At 64.4% G+C, this 16,744-nt stretch carries 13 protein-coding genes and 1 other annotated feature; of the genes, 6 read left to right on the top strand and 7 right to left on the bottom strand.

What is annotated here, in order from left to right; translation table 11 throughout:
• Positions 1–103 precede the first annotated feature (103 nt).
• Positions 104–2,539, bottom strand: coding sequence for a fasciclin domain-containing protein (locus tag ACK3EW_RS24065; protein WP_493809944.1), 2,436 nt, complete (start codon positions 2,537–2,539; stop codon positions 104–106).
• A 149-nt stretch (positions 2,540–2,688) separates the two neighbouring features.
• Here ACK3EW_RS24065 and ACK3EW_RS24070 point away from each other — a divergent pair, with 149 nt between their 5' ends.
• From ACK3EW_RS24070 to ACK3EW_RS24080, 3 genes are all read left to right on the top strand, one after another.
• Positions 2,689–3,657, top strand: a complete 969-nt coding sequence (locus ACK3EW_RS24070) for a hypothetical protein (protein ID WP_493809945.1) — start codon at positions 2,689–2,691, stop codon at positions 3,655–3,657.
• 158 nt (positions 3,658–3,815) lie between these two features.
• Positions 3,816–4,853, top strand: coding sequence for a hypothetical protein (locus tag ACK3EW_RS24075; RefSeq protein ID WP_493809946.1), 1,038 nt, complete (start codon positions 3,816–3,818; stop codon positions 4,851–4,853).
• Entirely contained in the window at positions 4,853–7,144 is a 2,292-nt protein-coding gene (locus ACK3EW_RS24080) for a glycosyltransferase family 4 protein (RefSeq protein ID WP_493809949.1), read from the top strand. Before ACK3EW_RS24075 ends, ACK3EW_RS24080 begins: the two co-directional genes overlap by 1 nt.
• Positions 7,145–7,193: 49 nt before the next feature.
• Here the strand turns inward: ACK3EW_RS24080 and ACK3EW_RS24085 are convergent, their stop codons facing one another.
• Positions 7,194–7,925 (bottom strand): glycosyltransferase family 25 protein, encoded by a 732-nt coding sequence (locus tag ACK3EW_RS24085; RefSeq protein WP_439119536.1) that lies wholly within the window; start codon positions 7,923–7,925, stop codon positions 7,194–7,196.
• Between the two features lie 222 nt (positions 7,926–8,147).
• Here ACK3EW_RS24085 and ACK3EW_RS24090 point away from each other — a divergent pair, with 222 nt between their 5' ends.
• Positions 8,148–9,044 carry a glycosyltransferase gene (locus tag ACK3EW_RS24090; RefSeq protein WP_493809916.1) on the top strand — a complete coding sequence of 299 codons (897 nt, stop codon included), beginning with the start codon at positions 8,148–8,150 and terminating at the stop codon, positions 9,042–9,044.
• Here the strand turns inward: ACK3EW_RS24090 and ACK3EW_RS24095 are convergent.
• Positions 8,989–9,687, bottom strand: a complete 699-nt coding sequence (locus tag ACK3EW_RS24095) for an ABC transporter ATP-binding protein (protein ID WP_493809917.1) — start codon at positions 9,685–9,687, stop codon at positions 8,989–8,991. The two genes, ACK3EW_RS24090 and ACK3EW_RS24095, sit on opposite strands and share 56 nt — an antisense overlap.
• The gene (locus ACK3EW_RS24100) at positions 9,684–10,904 is read right to left on the bottom strand and encodes a KpsE/RkpR family capsule polysaccharide export protein (protein ID WP_493809918.1); all 1,221 of its coding nucleotides are present in this window, start codon (positions 10,902–10,904) and stop codon (positions 9,684–9,686) included. The genes ACK3EW_RS24095 and ACK3EW_RS24100 overlap by 4 nt, the downstream gene beginning before the upstream one ends.
• Positions 10,905–10,999: 95 nt before the next feature.
• Here ACK3EW_RS24100 and ACK3EW_RS24105 point away from each other — a divergent pair, with 95 nt between their 5' ends.
• A complete protein-coding gene (locus ACK3EW_RS24105) occupies positions 11,000–11,731 on the top strand; it encodes an ABC transporter permease (protein ID WP_493809950.1) in 732 nt (243 codons plus the stop codon).
• Between the two features lie 80 nt (positions 11,732–11,811).
• On the opposite strand, the gene ACK3EW_RS24110 is transcribed toward ACK3EW_RS24105, so the two are convergent.
• On the bottom strand, positions 11,812–13,605 hold the full coding sequence (locus ACK3EW_RS24110; protein ID WP_493809919.1) for a glycosyltransferase: 1,794 nt from the start codon (positions 13,603–13,605) through the stop codon (positions 11,812–11,814).
• Between the two features lie 16 nt (positions 13,606–13,621).
• Between ACK3EW_RS24110 and ACK3EW_RS24115 the strand changes: the two genes are divergently transcribed.
• A protein-coding gene (locus tag ACK3EW_RS24115) for an IS3 family transposase (protein ID WP_493808251.1) occupies positions 13,622–14,856 on the top strand; the annotation gives its coding sequence in 2 pieces (ribosomal slippage) (positions 13,622–13,922 and positions 13,922–14,856; 1,236 coding nt in all).
• Positions 13,909–14,025, top strand: a sequence feature (AL1L pseudoknot). Its footprint overlaps the gene before it by 117 nt.
• Here the strand turns inward: ACK3EW_RS24115 and ACK3EW_RS24120 are convergent.
• On the bottom strand, positions 14,857–15,504 hold the full coding sequence (locus tag ACK3EW_RS24120) for a hypothetical protein (RefSeq protein WP_493809920.1): 648 nt from the start codon (positions 15,502–15,504) through the stop codon (positions 14,857–14,859).
• A gap of 194 nt (positions 15,505–15,698) precedes the next feature.
• Positions 15,699–16,724: a ParB/RepB/Spo0J family partition protein gene (locus ACK3EW_RS24125; protein WP_493809921.1), complete on the bottom strand. Its 1,026-nt coding sequence runs from the start codon at positions 16,722–16,724 to the stop codon at positions 15,699–15,701.
• Positions 16,725–16,744: the final 20 nt, after the last annotated feature.

The following is a 16,744-nucleotide window of genomic DNA, read 5'->3' on the forward strand; positions in this document are numbered from 1 at the left end:
AATCTCCCCCATCCGGCAAGACTGGTTTTTCCTGACTGGCGGCGCGCGCCGCACTCCCGTGTCACAGGCCGGACAGAACTGCCCGGCCCGTCGGTTCACACAGTCAGGCCACCGCAAACGGATCATCGATCACACCGACCAGCTGGAAGGTGAACTCGGTGCTGCCATCCGCACCATTGGCATCCGCAGCCGCCTCGGCGATCAAACTCTGCGCCTCGGCCAGACCCGCAGCACGGTCCTCCAGCATATAGGCCGCCATCACCGCCCCGGCGTCATCCACGTTGTTCAGACCGTTGATCAGCGCGAAGGACACGCCAATGTCGCCCTTGTCCTCAATCGTGCGCACATCGTCCGGTGACCCGGTATCCGCCCGCGCCCCTTCGATCAGCGCCAGCATGAATTCGGGCCGCGTGACCGTACCCGCCTCCAGAACAGAGACCCAGAAGTTCAGACCTTCGGCATCCGGGTCGCGTTCGAGGAAGTTGTTATAGGCCTGCGTGACAAACGCCTCGGATGTCAGATCCTCGGGCAGCGCCTCGTGGGTCTCCTGCTGCTCGAAGAACAGCGCGGCAATCTCCGGCAGGCTCACCCCATTGGCCAGCGACGTGCCCCAGAAGAGCAGCCCACCCGCATCCGGGGCGCGGTCGAAATAAGCAATGTAAAGCTCGGTCAGAATCTGCAGCTGGTCCGGCGCAAGCTGCGCCGCCCCGGTGAGCACCGACAGGTCCAGCGTGCCATCGTCGAACCGCACGAATTCCACATCCTTGAGGAAATCCGTTCCTTCGGCGACATCGGTCTTGTCGGTGGCGGCCACCCCGTTCGGCCCGAACAGAAACTCGAAATCATTGAAATCCCCGGAAATCACGGCGGTGTCTTCCCCGTCCCCGCCCAGGATCACATCGCTGCCATCATCACCGAGGATCGTGTCATCCCCGCCACCGGCCGACACGTAATCGTCATTGTCGCCCAGCGTGAAGGTCTCGGCAGTGTCATCCCCGATCACGAAGGCCACCGCATCCTCGGCCCCGTTCGACGGCAAAAGGTCAACCGGCACCAGCACCCCGTCGATGACATGCACAAACCCGTTCGATGCGGCGATGTCGGTGGCGATGATATTGGCATCGGGCAGGTCCGGCTCGCCATCCACCAGCGCCGCCCCGTCGACACCCAGAGCCGCACCCAGCAGCGTGTCGATGCTGGCCGATCCCAGAACATCCCCCGAATCCAGCGCACCGGGCGCCACGTGATAGAGCAGGATATCCGACAAAAGCGGCACCGGATCGCGGCCAAAGCTGAGCAAGGTCACCGCATCGACAATATATTCGAACGCCCCGGCCTCGTCGCTGCCCTCATATCCCAGCGCCTGTGCCGCGGCGACAAAGGCCGCGTCATTGGGTGCAAAGACCGTCAGGTTGCTGTCGGGGTTGTCCAGCGCCCCCACCAGCCCCGCCGCCTGCAACGCGTTCAGCAGCAGATCGAAATCACTGGCATCGCTGTCGAAGGTGCCACCGCTCTCAGCCACGATCCCGGCAATCGTGGCCCGGTCATTGCCCGCGATATCGATGGGCAGCAACACCCGGTCGATGCCCTGAATGGTGCCGTTCGACGCCGCCACATCCGACACCACGATCACCGGATCCAGAAGATCGGGCTCACCATCCACCAGCGCCCCTGCCGAAGGCGCGATGGTTGCCCCCGTCAGAAGCGTGGCGACAGACCCCACCGCAGTGATATCGGCCTCGGATTTCGCCCCACCCGACACGTGATAGAGCAGGATATCGGTCAAAAGCGGGATCGGATCGCCGCCGCCCAGATCGGTCAGCGCCTGCGCAATGAAGCCAAAGACCGCCGACTCGTCGGTCTGATCCCCGTCAAAGCCCAGATCCACCGCCAGGGCGGTAAACGCCGCATCGGTGGGGGCAAACACCGTGATATCGGTGCTGGTGCGGACCGTATCGGTCAGGCCGGCTGTGTTGAGCGCCATCACCAGAATATCAAAATCATCCGACCCCGCGGCGATATCGACAATGTTCGGAGCCTCGGGCGGGGTGTTGCCGGGAATATCGATCGGCAAAAGCACGCGGTCGATGCCCTGAATAATGCCATTGTCCGCCGCGATGTCCGGGGCGACGATCCTCGGGTTGGCCAGATCAGGCTCCAGATCGCCCAAAGCCCCGTCGGATGGGGCAATTTCGACCCCCTCGAGCAGCGTCGCAATCCCCTCCGATCCGGTGATCGTCGGCTCGGTGCGCGCGCCCGGCGCCACGTGATAAAGCAGGATATCCGTCAGAAGCGGGATCGGGTCTCCGCCCCCCAGATCGGTCAGCGCCCCGGCAATAAAGCCAAAGACCGCGTCCGCATCGGTCGGGTCGCCGTCAAACCCCAGATCTGTCGCCAGCGCGGCAAAGGCGGCATTGGTCGGGGCAAAGACAGTGATGTCATCAGCCGCCCGGACCGTATCGGTCAGGCCAGCCGTGTTGAGCGCAGTGACGAGGATGCTGAAATCCTCGGATCCGGCGGCGATATCGACAATATTCATTACAAGTACTCCCTGTGGTCATGACAAGGCTACGGGGGGCGCTCCCAACCGGATGCCAATCTGACAAGCGCCTGACATGAATGTGAGCGCGCGTTATCCCCCGATCCGGCGAAGTGAATGCCACAGGCTAAGCGGCTATCCTGCCCGCCATGGCTCCTCGGTTCCTGCTCCATATCGGTGCCAACAAGACCGGCACCTCCTCGATCCAACGCATGCTGGCCACAAACGCCCCAGCGCTGGCCTGCGCGGGCTGGGTCTATCCACATTTTCACCTGAGCCACTGCGCCCATCATCCGCTCGCCTATGCGCTGGCGGGGCATCCGACGCGGGGCGTACCCGATGGCTGGCGCACCGCCTTCGCACAGGCAACCGCCGACCCCGGCATGGCTTACGTCATCTCCTCGGAACTGTTCTTCCGCAATGTCCCGCCAGAGGCCGCCGCCACGCTCTTTCCGCCGGATCAGACCCGTATCGTGCTCTATCTGCGCGAACACCTGTCCTATCTCGCCAGCTGGTACGCCCAAGCGGTGCAGGAACGGAACCTGACCGCCAGTTTCGACGACTACATCCGCCTCTTCCCGCAGCCTTTTGAAGGCTTCCTCAAACGCTGGGAGGCGGTCTACGGGGCAGCTGCCATCACCCTGCGCCCCTTCCGCCGCGACGCCTTCCCCGGCGGCGACATCCGACAGGACATGCTGGCGCAGATGGGAGGCGTGGCCGGGATCGACATGCCCAAAGCCGACAGCAACCTGACGATCTCCGGCAATCTGCTCTTCTTCAAACGCATGCTGAACCACGTGATGACCTACGACGAGGCCCATGCCCACCCCATCCCCGATGAGTTCGGCGCCTATGCCGAGCTGCAGGACAGCTTTCGCGGTCGCTTCGAAACCGGACCCGACACCGCAGCGCTGGTGGCCAAACTCTTCGCCCACGACCGCACCGCCCTCACGGCCCGCGGGCTCGACCTCGGCCCGGTGCCCGAGCGTGTCATGGGCCAGCCCTGCCCCAACCTCGACACGCTGCAATCCGACGTGGCGCGGATCGCCCAAGTGGCGCTCGAGACCAACAAGGCCTTCCTGCCCTACGCAAAGCGCCTGCCGGTCTGGCCCAAGTGACACGCCCCTGCTTCTTCTTTTCACAAATATGCAAACACCACAGTCCCACCCCTCACACCGATACACCGTCCAGGTGCCGAGTTTTCGTCGACGAAAACTCCGAACGCGCAACCGCGTCTTCCCGCTCGTAACCCTTCATTAACCTTGATGAAGCAAACATGACCGGGACGCCCATCCCGGAAAGCCCGCATCCCATGCTGATCCACCTGCCCACCCAAGACAGCCAAAGCCTGACCTTGCGCGGGCAGCTGCTCGACCGGGCCCTGAGGGCCCATCTGCAACGGCGCGGTGACATATTGCTGCCCTGCGTGCCCTGCCAGACCGGGCCACAGGCGGTTGCCGACACCGCAACCCTTGCCGCTCTGCCACCCCGGCCCCATGCGCCCCAAGTCGCATCCTTGGGCCTCGGACTGCCCCACGCCCTGCAATACGGCCCCGCCACGCTGCTGCTCACACAGCCACTTTCGGCTGCGTTAGAGACGTTTGGTGGCCCCGGCGCGTGGGAGACGGCAGGAACTCTGCCACTTGTCCTGCAAGGCTATGCCCGCGCCCTTCTCACAGACCGGGCCGATGTCGCAGCCTCCGTTGGTTTCGCCCCGTGGCTGCCGCTGGCGCTGGCTGATGGCTTTCCGGTAGACGCCCCCAACCCAACCTCGGACACCCGCATCCTGATCCTTGATCACGGTGCCCCTACAGGTCAGGCAGAAGTGCTGCGCCGGGCGCTACAGGCACTGGGCCTGCCCCTGCTCAGCATCACCCATGACAGCGCCCCCACAGACACCGCACCAAGCGCCGATCTGCACCTGCATCTGGGCTACGGGGCAGACCGTCCGGTGGCGGGGCTTTCGCCCACCGACAGCCTGCTTTCAGGGGCCTATACGCTGATCCTGCCCGCACCGGGGCATGGCGCGGGCAAGGCGTTGCGTGCACTCTGTGCCGCGCGCTCCTATGGCGATCTGGCCCCCAGCCTCTCTGAGCTGGAAACCCGCGCCCGCGCCATGCTGGACAGGCTCACCGCCATCCACGCCGCAGGCACAGGCACAGGCACAGGCACAGGCCAAAATACGGGCCAAAATATGGACCAGAACCCCGAACGCGCCCGCTTTGCCGCCGCCAATGCAGGCGCGCGGGCCGAGGCACTCAAACGCTTCGACGCCGTGCTCGACGCGCCCTTGCCCACGGCCGAGGCCGCCTGATGCGCCTGGCCTGGGTCTGCCCGATCTCGTCACGCACAGGGGTCGGCTCCTATGCCGGGTCGGTGCTGCGCGCCCTCACCCGCCGCAAGGGGATTGAGGTCACGGTGCTGCACCCGCCCTGCCCCAAGGTCGACCGGTTGCCCATGCCCTGCCCCACCCTGCCGCTGTCGGATGCGCTCATAGACTCCGACCTGCCCGAGATGTTCGATCTGATGCTCTACCACATGGGCAACAACGACCAACATCACGGGTTGATCCTGCGGGCGCTGATGGCCCATCCCGGTCCGGTGGTGTTGCATGACCATGTGTACCAACACATGCTGGCGGGGCTGCACCATGACGGCATAGCACCTGCCCCCGGTTTCGGCGCGCTGATCCATGCTGTGTCAGGGGCTGCGGGCTTTGACTACCTCGCCGCCAGCGGCGTGCTGCGGGCCAGCTCTGCGGTGTCTTATGTGCCGTGGGAAAGCAGCTGGGCCGCGCAGGTGCCGCTCTCGGATGTGTTGGCGCGGCTGGCCACCGGAGTGGTCACCCATTCCGACTTCGCCGCCCGTGCCATCGGGGCGCAGTACCCCGGCAGCAGCACGACGCTTTTCATGCCCCGCCCCGATGTGCCCGTCGATCCGCCCGATCGCAGCCCCGGTCCCGGCGCGCGACTTCGGCTGGCGGCAACAGGCCATATCGGCCCCACAAAGGGGCTGGAGGTGCTGATCGACGCGCTGGCCAGCGCCCCCGATCTTGCGCAGCGCTACCGTGTCACCATTGCGGGCCATGCAAGCGATGCCACCTATCTACAGATGCTCGAAGGGCGGATCAGCGCGCAAGGCCTCGGAGAAACACTCCGCCTTCTGCCAGACCCGGATGCATCGGGCTTTGCATCGGTCATGCAGGACGCCGACCTCTTTCTCAACCTGCGCCACCCCAACACCGAAGGCGCATCTCTGTCGCTGGCCGAACAGCTCTCAAGCGGGCGACCCGCCATCGTGCAGAACTCGGGCTGCTTTGCCGAAATGCCTGACACCTGCGGCTGGCACCTGCCCCAAGGCAGCGGGACCGAGGCATTGGCAGACATCCTGCGCTCCATCGCCCAAGACCCGCGCGAGATCACCCGGCGCGGCACCGCCGCCGCCCGCGTCATGAGCCCGCGCGATGCCGCCGCCTATGCCGACGGGCTGGCCCGCTTTCTCTATGCCGGACAGGCTCGCATGACCCGCCGCGCTGCCCTCGCCTACAGCCGCAGCACAGGCGCGGAACCGCAGGATCGCGACTGGTACCTGAGCTATGCGCAGGTGCGCGGCGTGATGGCTGGGCTGATGGCCGGGCGCGGGCTGATGCCTCCCGATCTCTGGTCCTGCACAGAGCGCGAGATCGGCCAATATGTATCTCTAAACTTGCTGAACACGGCTGTTTCTGAACCCACACATCTGGGCCGGGCCTTGGCACAGGGCGGGCCACTCAAGGCCACCGAACGGCTGGGTCTTCTGCGACTGCTGCTGGCCCGCACCTGCGGCACAGCCACAGAGACCGGGCATCACCTGTCGGATCTCGCCCTGCCGATCCGTGATCCGGCGCTCTGGGCCGTGATCCTCTGCCTGCCACCCGGGCTGGGCCTCCCGATGGGGCTTCAGGCGCTGGGGCAGCGCACCCCACCCGAGGCGCAGGCACAGCTCACCGATCTGGCCTGTCGCCGCGGCACCGGGTCCGCGCTGACCACCTGGCTCGACGGGCGCGGCGATGCACTGCTCGACCGGGCCGACATGACCGCAATTCAGGACATGCTGCACCCCCCAGAGGCGGGCACATTGCGCCCCCTGCCTCCGCTCACCTCCGAGACCGACCTGATCCGCGTCGCCCGCGAGCCCGATCAGGTCGCACTGCATCTTGATGGGTTTCATGCGCCCGAAGATACGGGCATCTGGACCGCCCGACCGCAGGCCAGCATCCGCGCCCTGTCAGACCCCGATCATCCGGTGACGCGGCTTGCGGGCACAGCCGCCCTGCTTGAGGCGGCACTGGCGCATGAGACACTGACGCTCACAATCACCGCAATCGAAGAACGTACCGGACGCCGCGCCACATGGTCCGACACCCGCACCCGCGGCAGCGATCCCGCACTCGATTGGGATCTGCCCCTGCCACAGTTCAGCGGCCCGTTGCGCATCGACCTCAGCCTGCCCACCTGCCACAGCCCACGCGATCTGGGCGCCTCTGCCGATCCGCGGCCCTTGGGGCTGCTGCTGCACAGTCTGCGAATGGAAAGCGCCCCACCCCGACTTGCCGCCGCTGAATAGGATGCAATCTGCGGGCGGCGCGCTTGCACATACCCCGCGCCCGTTCCGGTTACGCCAGCTTGCGCGCCAGCCGCTTGGTCACCCAGCGCCGCCAATAGGATTTATAAAGCAGACGTCGCAGGCTCTTGCGCTGACGATGCCCATGCTTGCGCCGTCCGGCCTCGAGGCTGGAATTGCCTGCTGTACGTCCGCGCTGGGTGACCACGCGCGGATCACAAGCATAGCTGTCGAATTGCAGGATCGCATCGGGCCAATCCGAGGGCTGCACAACGGGACCATTGCGGAACGCCAGATGCGCCGCCACTTCGCGCGACACCATGTAACCGGTGGCCAGAAAAGGCGGCAGCGCCACCCGGTAGGCGCGCACCCCACCGGGCAGAATCAGCCGGTCGCGCACCTTCACATAGGTGTTCTTGTGATCAAACAGCAGCAACCCGCAGGGTGGATCGACCAGCGCGGGCCCCAGATCGAAGAACGGCAACGACGGATCGGCATCATCCTCCAGCACGATGGCCGAAGGTGCATCCCCGGCAGCGATCCGCTCATAGATCTTCCGGTGCGACAGGGCGCAGGCGAACTCTCCGTCCGTCATCGGCCGCCCCATACGCGCCTCGGCCCCGGTGCGGTCCACCCGGTGTTCATGCTCTTGGGGAAGGCGCGTGCGACCGTCGATGCCCCAGATCACCTCATAGGCCAACCCACGCGCCTCCAGTGCCTCGGCAAGCGCCGCAAAGCGCTGCGCCCCCTCGAGGCTCAGGATATAGATCGGAGGAAACTCCATCACTGGGGGACCCTTGTCATCGAAACTGGCATCTGGCGTCCCGGTCGGGGCCTGAGCCTGACCTTAATGCGGATGGGACATTGCCTCAAGCGATCCCGGTGGATCGCCGTCAGCCGCTCGCGGAGTGTGGGCAAAACCACGCCATCCTTCGTATCATGCCGACACCTGACCAAGGATCTACTTTAGGTTGTAAAACTCACTCAACCGCGCCATGATCCTAACATGGCCCCCCTGCCCCATATCACCGTGCTCATGGGCACCCGCAACGGCGGCGCGTTCCTGCGGTCGCAACTGGCCAGCCTTGCCGCGCAGGACCATCCCCACTGGTCGCTCTGGATCAGTGATGACGGATCAACCGACGGCACTCGCGCCCTGATCCGCGCCTTCGCGCAGGACCAGCCCAATCCGGTTATGCTCCTGCGCGGCCCGCAGCAGGGCATGACGGCGAATTATCTCGGCCTGCTCTGTCACCCAGACCTGCCCCCAGGCCCGGTTGCCTTTGCCGATCAGGACGACCTCTGGCTGCCACACCACCTGGCACGCGGCCTGACCGCATTGGCGCAAGACAGCACCAGCACACCCGCCGGACAGGTCTATTGCGCCCACAGGATGCTTCTGCGCGACGGACAGGCACCGCGCGTCATGCGCTGGCGGGGTCAGGCCCCGGCCACGTTTCGCAACGCACTGGTGGAATGTCGGATGCCCGGCAGCGGGCTGATGCTTGATGCGACCGCCGTGGCACTCGCCCGCAGCGTCGGCATGGTCGATGCCCCGTTCTGGGACTGGTGGCTGATCCTCCTACTGACCGGTGCAGGGACCGATGTTCTGCAAGACGCCCGCCCCGGCCTGTTCTATCGCGCCCATGCAGGCAATCACCTTGGGCCACGGGCGGGTCTGCGGGCTGCACTCTGGCGGATGAACAAGCTCAGAGACGGCACCTACCGAAACTGGGTATGCACGAATTTGGCGATGTTAGAGCCACATATGAACCATCTGACCCCCACCAATCAAAACATCCTGCGCCACGCCCTCTCCCTTGCCCCCGGCCCCCGCCTGCGCCAACTCAGCGCGTATCGCCACTGGCGCCGAGACCGACTGGCCCTGTGGCTGGCGGCATAACAGCCCCGCCCGCCTGATACACCGAAATCGCCTCGTCCAGATCGTCGAACATCCGCAAGCGCCCCTCCTCAAGCACAGCCCCCGCGCTACACAGCCCCCGCAACTGCGCAGGCGCATGGCTCACCACAATGGCCCCCGCCTGCCCCAGCCGCGCCTTGAGCAGCTCGGATGTTTCGCGGCGAAACGCGGCATCCCCCACCGCCGTGACCTCGTCCACCAGATACATGTCGAACGGAATGCCCATGGAGATCGCGAATCCCAGCCGCGCGCGCATACCACTGGAATAGCGCCGCACCGGCTGGCGCATCGCCTCCCCCAACCCGGACACCGCGCGCACGAACTCCAACACCGCCGGACTATCGACACCATAGACCCGCGCCACAAACCGCGTGTTCTGTGCGCCCGTCAGATCGGGATGAAACGCGCCCGCAAAGCCCACAGGCCAGGAAACGGTCCCATTCCGCACCACCCGGCCCGCATCGGGCCGCAGCGTCCCTGCAATCATCGCCAGCAGCGATGATTTTCCGGCACCATTCCGCCCCAAAAGCGCCGTCGCCTGCCCCGCCGGGAACGTGGCAGTGATCCCCTGCGCCACCAGCGGCCCAGATGGAAACCGCTTCCACAGGTCGTCGAGCACGATCATCCGCGCCGATCCAACGCGGCATAAACCGACAGCACAGCCAACCCCCAGAACAACAGCGCAAAACCTGCGATCCCGACCAGCCAGCGCACCCGACGCGGGTATTCTGCACTCTCGGGCAGGGTCGGTTGTTGCCATGCAGCAAGGTAGCGGCTCTGCCGCTGCGCCTCGGCCTGCGCCAGATCATAGGTGGTCCGCGCAGCCATATAGGCAGCTTCGGCAAAATCCCGATCCGCCATCAGCGCCTCGAACTGGCCCACCACACTGGCAAAGGCCTCTCCGTCGCCCTCAAACCCCAGCTTGGCCCGTTCCGCCGCAATCCGGTCCTCGATCACCGCCACACGGCGTGCGCCCTGCGCAAGCCGTGGGTCACCCGCACGGGTGGCGTCGCGCAACAGGTCCAGCGCGATCAGCGCTTCGGCCAACTGCCCCTGCAAATTGCCCAGCAGCCCCGCCCGCGCCTGCACATCCGCTGCCGGATCGACCAATTGATGCATGTTGCGAAACGCCGTCACCTGCGTGCGCGACAGCCGCAGCCGAGTTTCCGCCGCCTCCAATGTCATGGCCGCATCGCGGATCGCATCGTCCCGCGCCACATCGCTCAACTCGTTGATGAGCGCAGTCGCCCGTTGCACGATACCTTGGGTGATGGCCTGCGCATCCTCGGGCGCAAACGCCGTCACCCGGAGCGAGATCAGCCCGGCGCGGCTGTCATAAGCCACCTGCACGCGGTGGCGCCAATAGCGGTGCAACGCCTCGGGCGATCCGTCTTTGGAAAAGGCAAAAACAGGGTCTGTTTCACCGCGAAACAGGTCTGTGCCCGGTTTGGCCCAAAGGTTGGCAAGATCCAGATCCGCCGCCAGCTCAGCCACCAGACGGCGCGACGACAGAAATTCGTAAAGAATATCCGTATCGCGCGAACTCACCCCTGACAGACCCGCCAGACCGCCCAGCATCTCGACCGCCGCACCGGTCTCTTCCCGGCGCACCGCGAAGCCAGCCTCGGAGGCGTATTGATCCGCCGCCCGCGCCCAAAGATACCACGCGGCAAGACACACTGGCAGCAGCACACAAACCGCAAAGGACAGCGTCACCGCCACATGCCGCCCCGCACGGCGAGACTGGGCAAAGGGCCAGTGCGGGATCACCTGCGCCGCAGGCAGCGTGACTCCATGAAACGGGACAGCCGGATTACTTTTGATTGCATTTAGCTGAGTCATGCCGTATCATTTCTCCTTATGCGGGAATTTCGCAGCGGAACACGTCGATGACACCAACCGCCCGTCCTACCCTGTGGCGGGCAATTGGTGCCTTGATGCTGCGGGAAATGACCACCACTCACGGCCGCGTGCCCGGAGGTTACCTCTGGGCCGTGGCCGAACCCTTGGCGGGCATCGCGCTTTTGTCGGTGATCTTTGCCATTGGCTTTCACGCCCCTGCCCTCGGCACCAGCTTTCCACTGTTCTACGCCACGGGGTTGCTCCCCTTTCTCGCGTTTTCGGACATCACCGGCAAACTGGCCCAAGCGTTGAACTTCTCGCGCCCACTGTTTGCCTATCCGGCGGTAGGTGTGTTCGACGCGATCCTTGCGCGGTTTGTCCTTGCGGTGCTGACCCAGCTTGCCATGGCCAGCCTGCTCTTGGGGGGCATCCTGTTTCTCAGCGAAACACGCGCCACCCCGGATCTGGCGGTTCTGGCGCAAGCCGCCGGGCTGCTTGCTACGCTGAGCCTTGGACTGGGCATGATGAACTGCCTTCTGATCGGGTTGATGCCGCTCTGGCAACGGGTCTGGTCCATCGCAATGCGCCCGATGTTCCTGATCTCGGGCGTGTTCTTTACCTATCAGGCGGTTCCCCTGCCCTGGCGCGAGATCCTGTGGTGGAACCCGCTGATCCATGTGACAGGCCTTGTGCGGCGCGGTCTGTATCCCGGCTATGACGCGGCCTATGCCAGCCCGATCTATGTAATGGCGCTGGCGTTGGGTGTTGCGCTGCTGGCAGGGGTCGGGCTGATGCGCTGGCATCGGGACATCCTCAGTGACCTCTGAGAGATAGGTCCGAAACGGACCCAATGTTTCGCGCGCGAAACAATAGGACCGATCCGGACCTATTTCAGGACCCACAAGACTCATGCCCGCATCTTTCGAAACGACCAGTGCCGCGACGGTAGAACGGCTGTTTCGCCCACCTGATCCGGCCACCCCGGCACCGCACGCAAGCCGCGCAGCAGCGCGTCTAGATCCGGCGTGGCACTGTTTCGCAACGAAACCACATGGCCATTCCCGGCACGGCGCAGCGCGTCACCTTGCCCGCCCAAATCAAAGCCGATGCACGGCAAACCGGTCGCCAGTGATTCCTGCGTCACATAGGAAAACGTCTCTGGCCACAGCGACGGGATCAGCCATGCCCCAATCCCATGCCGCGCCACCAGATGCGGCAGGTCCTCCAATTGGTAACCACCCAGCACCTTCACCGCGCGCGGCAACGGGCAGTCCGGGGCAACCTCTCCCAGAACCACAAGCCTCGCCTCCTGAGTCTGGGCAAAGATGGCCGCCAAAGCACGCACCACCGCAGCCCCTTTCTGCACATTGAGATCCCCCGGCACCGCGAGAACCATTTGTCCCAAGGGTGCAGGTGACAGGCGCGGCACAGGCCCAAGCGGACCATGTGGCGACAGACGGATCTTGTGAGCAAGATCGGGATGCTCTCCAGCGACAATCCTGGATGAGGCGTCTGAAAACACAGTCAGCTGTTCCGCGCGATCCAGCGCGGGCCGCCAAAGCGCCTGCCATTCGGGATAGGTTTCGCTGCGAAACGTGTAATCACGGCTCAGCGGGAAATAATCGTGGAACATCATCTCGAGGCGATGCCCACCCGCGCAGAGGTCGAGCAGGCGAAACGGGATCTCTTCTGGCATGGGGTCGCCCACGGCGCAGACATAGATCACGTGACGCGGACCAGAGTGGCGCAACAGAGTCTGTATCACCGCAAACCGCGCCGTTGCGCCACGCGTGACCCCAGCCTGAGTGTGCAGTTCCATCTGCCACCGCAGCGACCCACCGACGCGCAGCACCAAGGCGACCTCGTGGGTTGCAAGACGCTGGCCCAGCCAGCGCGAGGTGCCGCCACCAAGACTGTGCGCCACGTAGACGGGTAGGGGCACCCCATCCAATCGCACCTTGGCCCAAAGCAGCCCGGCGCGCAGGCGGTCTGCGACAAGCGGATCCGAAGCCTTCGCCTGAGCCACCTCGGCATCGAACCGAGGCCAACGGCGGGACAGGACAGGGGCGCTACGGGCTCGCAATGTGCGTCTCTGTTCCACGCCGAAACTGGCAGCACCGACATGGCCAACGAATATCCCCGGCTGGCAGACGTGACGCCCACCACGCGCACGGGTCCGCTGGCACCAATCCACCTCTTCGCCATAGCCACGGCCAAAGCCTTCGTCGAAGCGCGGTACCTTGGCCAGCCAATGGGGGGACAGCGCCATGCAGAACCCCGACCCGGTGGGCAAAGAGGGCAGGGCAGAGCAACGTGCAAACGGCGCGAGAGCGGCATCAACCATATCAGCCTCGGTGTTTCGCAACGAAACACCGGCACAGGGGTGCGGGACACCCATCAGTTCACCCTCGTTCGAGAGCGGCGTGACGCTGGCGATGGCTGCATCGGTCAAGAGCGGCGCCACAAGGCGCGAGGCCCAGCCCTGCGGCAGAGTGACATCAGAGTTGAGCAGCACCACAGGACGGTCGATGGCGCCAAGCACCACAAGCCCGGCATTGACGGCGCCGGCGAAGCCCCGAGGGCTGTCATGGCAAATCAGAGAGGCCTCGGGGTGCGTTGTCACCCATGCCTGCAGCAGCGGGCGCAGAGACGCATCCGTCGAGCCGTTGAACCGCCCCGGGTTTACCGGAGAGTAAAACACTCAAAGGATGAGCCCTATGACAAAGCAGAGATTCACCCCCGCCTATCCGGCCGAGCTTCGCGAACGCGGTGTTCGGATGTTTCGAGAGAACCGTACCGATTATTCCAGCGATACGGCCGCCTATAAGGCCATCGCGCCGAAGCTTGGCTGTTCGCCGGACAGTCTGCGGGTCTGGTGTCAGCAGGCCGAACGCGATGCCGGGCAGCGGGCCGGTCTGACAAGTGCCGAGAAGGATCGGATCAAGGAACTTGAGCGTGAGGTCCGTGAACTGCGCCAGGCCAACGAGATCCTGAAGAAGGCCAGCGCATATTTCGCAGCGGCGGAGCTCGACCGCCCATTCCGCAAATGATCGCGTTCATTGATGATCACCGTTGTGTCCATGGTGTCGGGCCGATCTGCCGGGTTCTGGGGATCGCACCATCGACTTATTACGCCTTCAAGGCCGTGGAGCGTGATCCGGATCTGGCATCGGACCGGGCCAGGCAGGATCAGCTGGACATGGCTGCGATCAAGCAGGCCTTCGAGGGCAGCCGGGGCCGATATGGCGCGCGCAAGGTCTGGCACCAGCTACGCCGCAGTGGCCATGATATCGCCCGCTGCACGGTGGAGAGGTTGATGCAGGTCATGGGATTACAAGGCGTTGTGCGGGGCAAGAAGGTGATCACCACCAACCCCGATACGGCACAACCTTGCCCGCACGATAAGGTAAACCGAGCCTTCGTGGCGGACATGCCAAACCAGCTTTGGGTCAGCGACTTCACCTATGTTTCCAGCTGGCAAGGAATGGTCTACGTGGCTTTCATCATCGACGTCTTCGCCCGCAAGATCGTTGGCTGGCGGGTCTCGACCTCGATGACGACTGGTTTCGTCTTGGATGCCCTGAACCAGGCCATCTGCCAGAGGGCGCCGTCTGAGGCTGACAAATTGATCCATCACAGTGATCGTGGCAGCCAATACCTGTCGATCCGATACACCGAGCGGCTCGCAGAGGCCGGCATCGATACCTCGGTCGGAAGCGTCGGCGATTCCTATGATAATGCCCTCGCCGAAAGCATCATCGGCCTGTTCAAGACCGAGGTCATCAAGTTCCTCGGCCCCTGGAAGTCGGTCGGTCAGGTCGAATGGGAAACTCTGAAATGGGTCGACTGGTATAACAACACCCGCCTTCACAGCGCCGTCGGTTACATCACGCCACAAGAAGCAGAGGAGGCATTCTACGCAAGCTTGAACGCTGACGAAAAAGCAGCCTAACTATTGAACCAGAAACTCTCCGGTAAACCCGGGGCGGTTCACGTCTTCGATGATCACAAGGCTCCACGGCAGATCGGTCATGGTCGCGATGCGATCAAGGCAACGGGCGACATGCGGGGCAGCGTTGTGGACCGGCAAGACGATCGCGATGCCTGTCGTCAAAGGGTGGAGCGGTGCATCGGGAGGGGCGAGATGCAGAACGGGGGCTGGCGCATCCTCGCCCAGCCCAAGCCGCGCCTTCGCCCGGGACCGGACATGCGGATCGCGCGCATAGGGCAGAAGCGGCAGAACCATGATCATCCGCCGAAGCAGGCCGGGCCAAAGCGAAAGATGGGCGCAACAAAGACGCACACGCGACAGGGCAGGGAAGGTAACCGGCACGGACGCCGGGTTTCGCAGCGAAACCCGCACCGATGCCCCTGACAGATAGGGCAGAGAAGGCGCATGACCCGACATCTGCGCGCCGCCATGCTCCAGCAGAACGGCGTCTGCGTCGCTCAAAATGCGCCCGTTCCTGTCGACACAGACGCGCCCCCGCCGCAGGATGACCGGACCGAAAGACCCCTGCGCTGCCGCCCCGCCGGAGAACGAGAGGCACAGATGACGATGGGCATAGCGGCGATAGAGCTGCGCCAGACGCAGGAACATCGGCAGTCCTTTCCGGACGATCGGATCATCGCCCAGACTTGACCGAAGATGGTTAACGCCTGCTTAACCAAGGAGGAAGTGCGTTGATCCCACGCCAGGCCATACCAAAGATGTGGCCGCGGTCGGCACCCTGTGGATTTAGGTCCGAAACGGACCCATTGTTTCGCGTGCGAAACATTAGGACCGAACCGGACCTATTTTGGAACGTAAGCCGATGCGTTGCTGAGCAACCGCTTCAGATCCGGTTCAAGCTTGTCCGGCCAAGCCGCGCCCAAGATCGAGAGTGTGCCATCGCGGTGACGACGCAGAGTAAACGCGCCGATGGTTTCGTCGCGAAACGCCGGCTCCGGGTTGGCCGATGTTGTCTCTGTTTTGGCTTTTAGAGACTGGTTTTGCGCTGCCAGAGCCTTGGTCAGAAGCGCAGTTTCGGTCTCGGGGTTGTCGATCTCGGCAGCAGCCAGCCGCGCGGTCAGACGGTCGGCAAAACCGGGATCATCATTCAGCGCCTGTGACAGGCTTAGCCCGAGCCGTTCGCTCAATGCCTGAGGGAAATGCAACGCACCGTCCAGCGCGCGGACCACCGGAAGGAAGCTGCCGATCTTGGAGCGCTTGGCGCGGGAGGCGGAGTGGAAGAGCATCTGCAGCGCGGTGCGTTCCGTGCCGTACACCCCCTCATCCACGGCTTTGACGACGATGCGGGCGCGTTCGAAATAGCTCAGGTCGACGCGGATCTCGTTTTCCTCGACCATGGCGAGATAGGCATCCGACGCCTCTTCGGGGCGGCGCAGGAGGGCCAGAACGGTGGGATCGTATCTGCCGTCTTCCTCGGCGATCTCGGCCAATGCCCGGCAACGCCGCCAGCCGGAAATCAGCCCATAACGCCCATCCCCCAGCTGCATCACTTCGACCGGCGTCTGCTGGCCACGGCGGCGCAGCGAGGTCTTGAGCGTCTGCATCTCGGTCTCGTCCACCACCAGACGGTCGCGCACGAGGTGGTCGACAACGATCTGATCCAGCGGCAGGTCCACCACCATGCGCCCCTCTTCGCGCGCGCGTGCAAGGCTGTCGGACAGTTCGTTCAGCGCGGCGGTGCTGGACGCATCCCGCGCTACATCTGCGATGGGCGCAGCGCGCGGGGTTGCGAACATCGACTTGGTCTCGAGCGGGGGCGTGTCGAGATAGGTGGGGTTTGGCGGTGTCAGGCGTTTACGCTTGGCCATGGAAGCCTCCTGTCTTTTGC

The organism is Marivita sp. NO-S04, assembly GCF_059070475.1.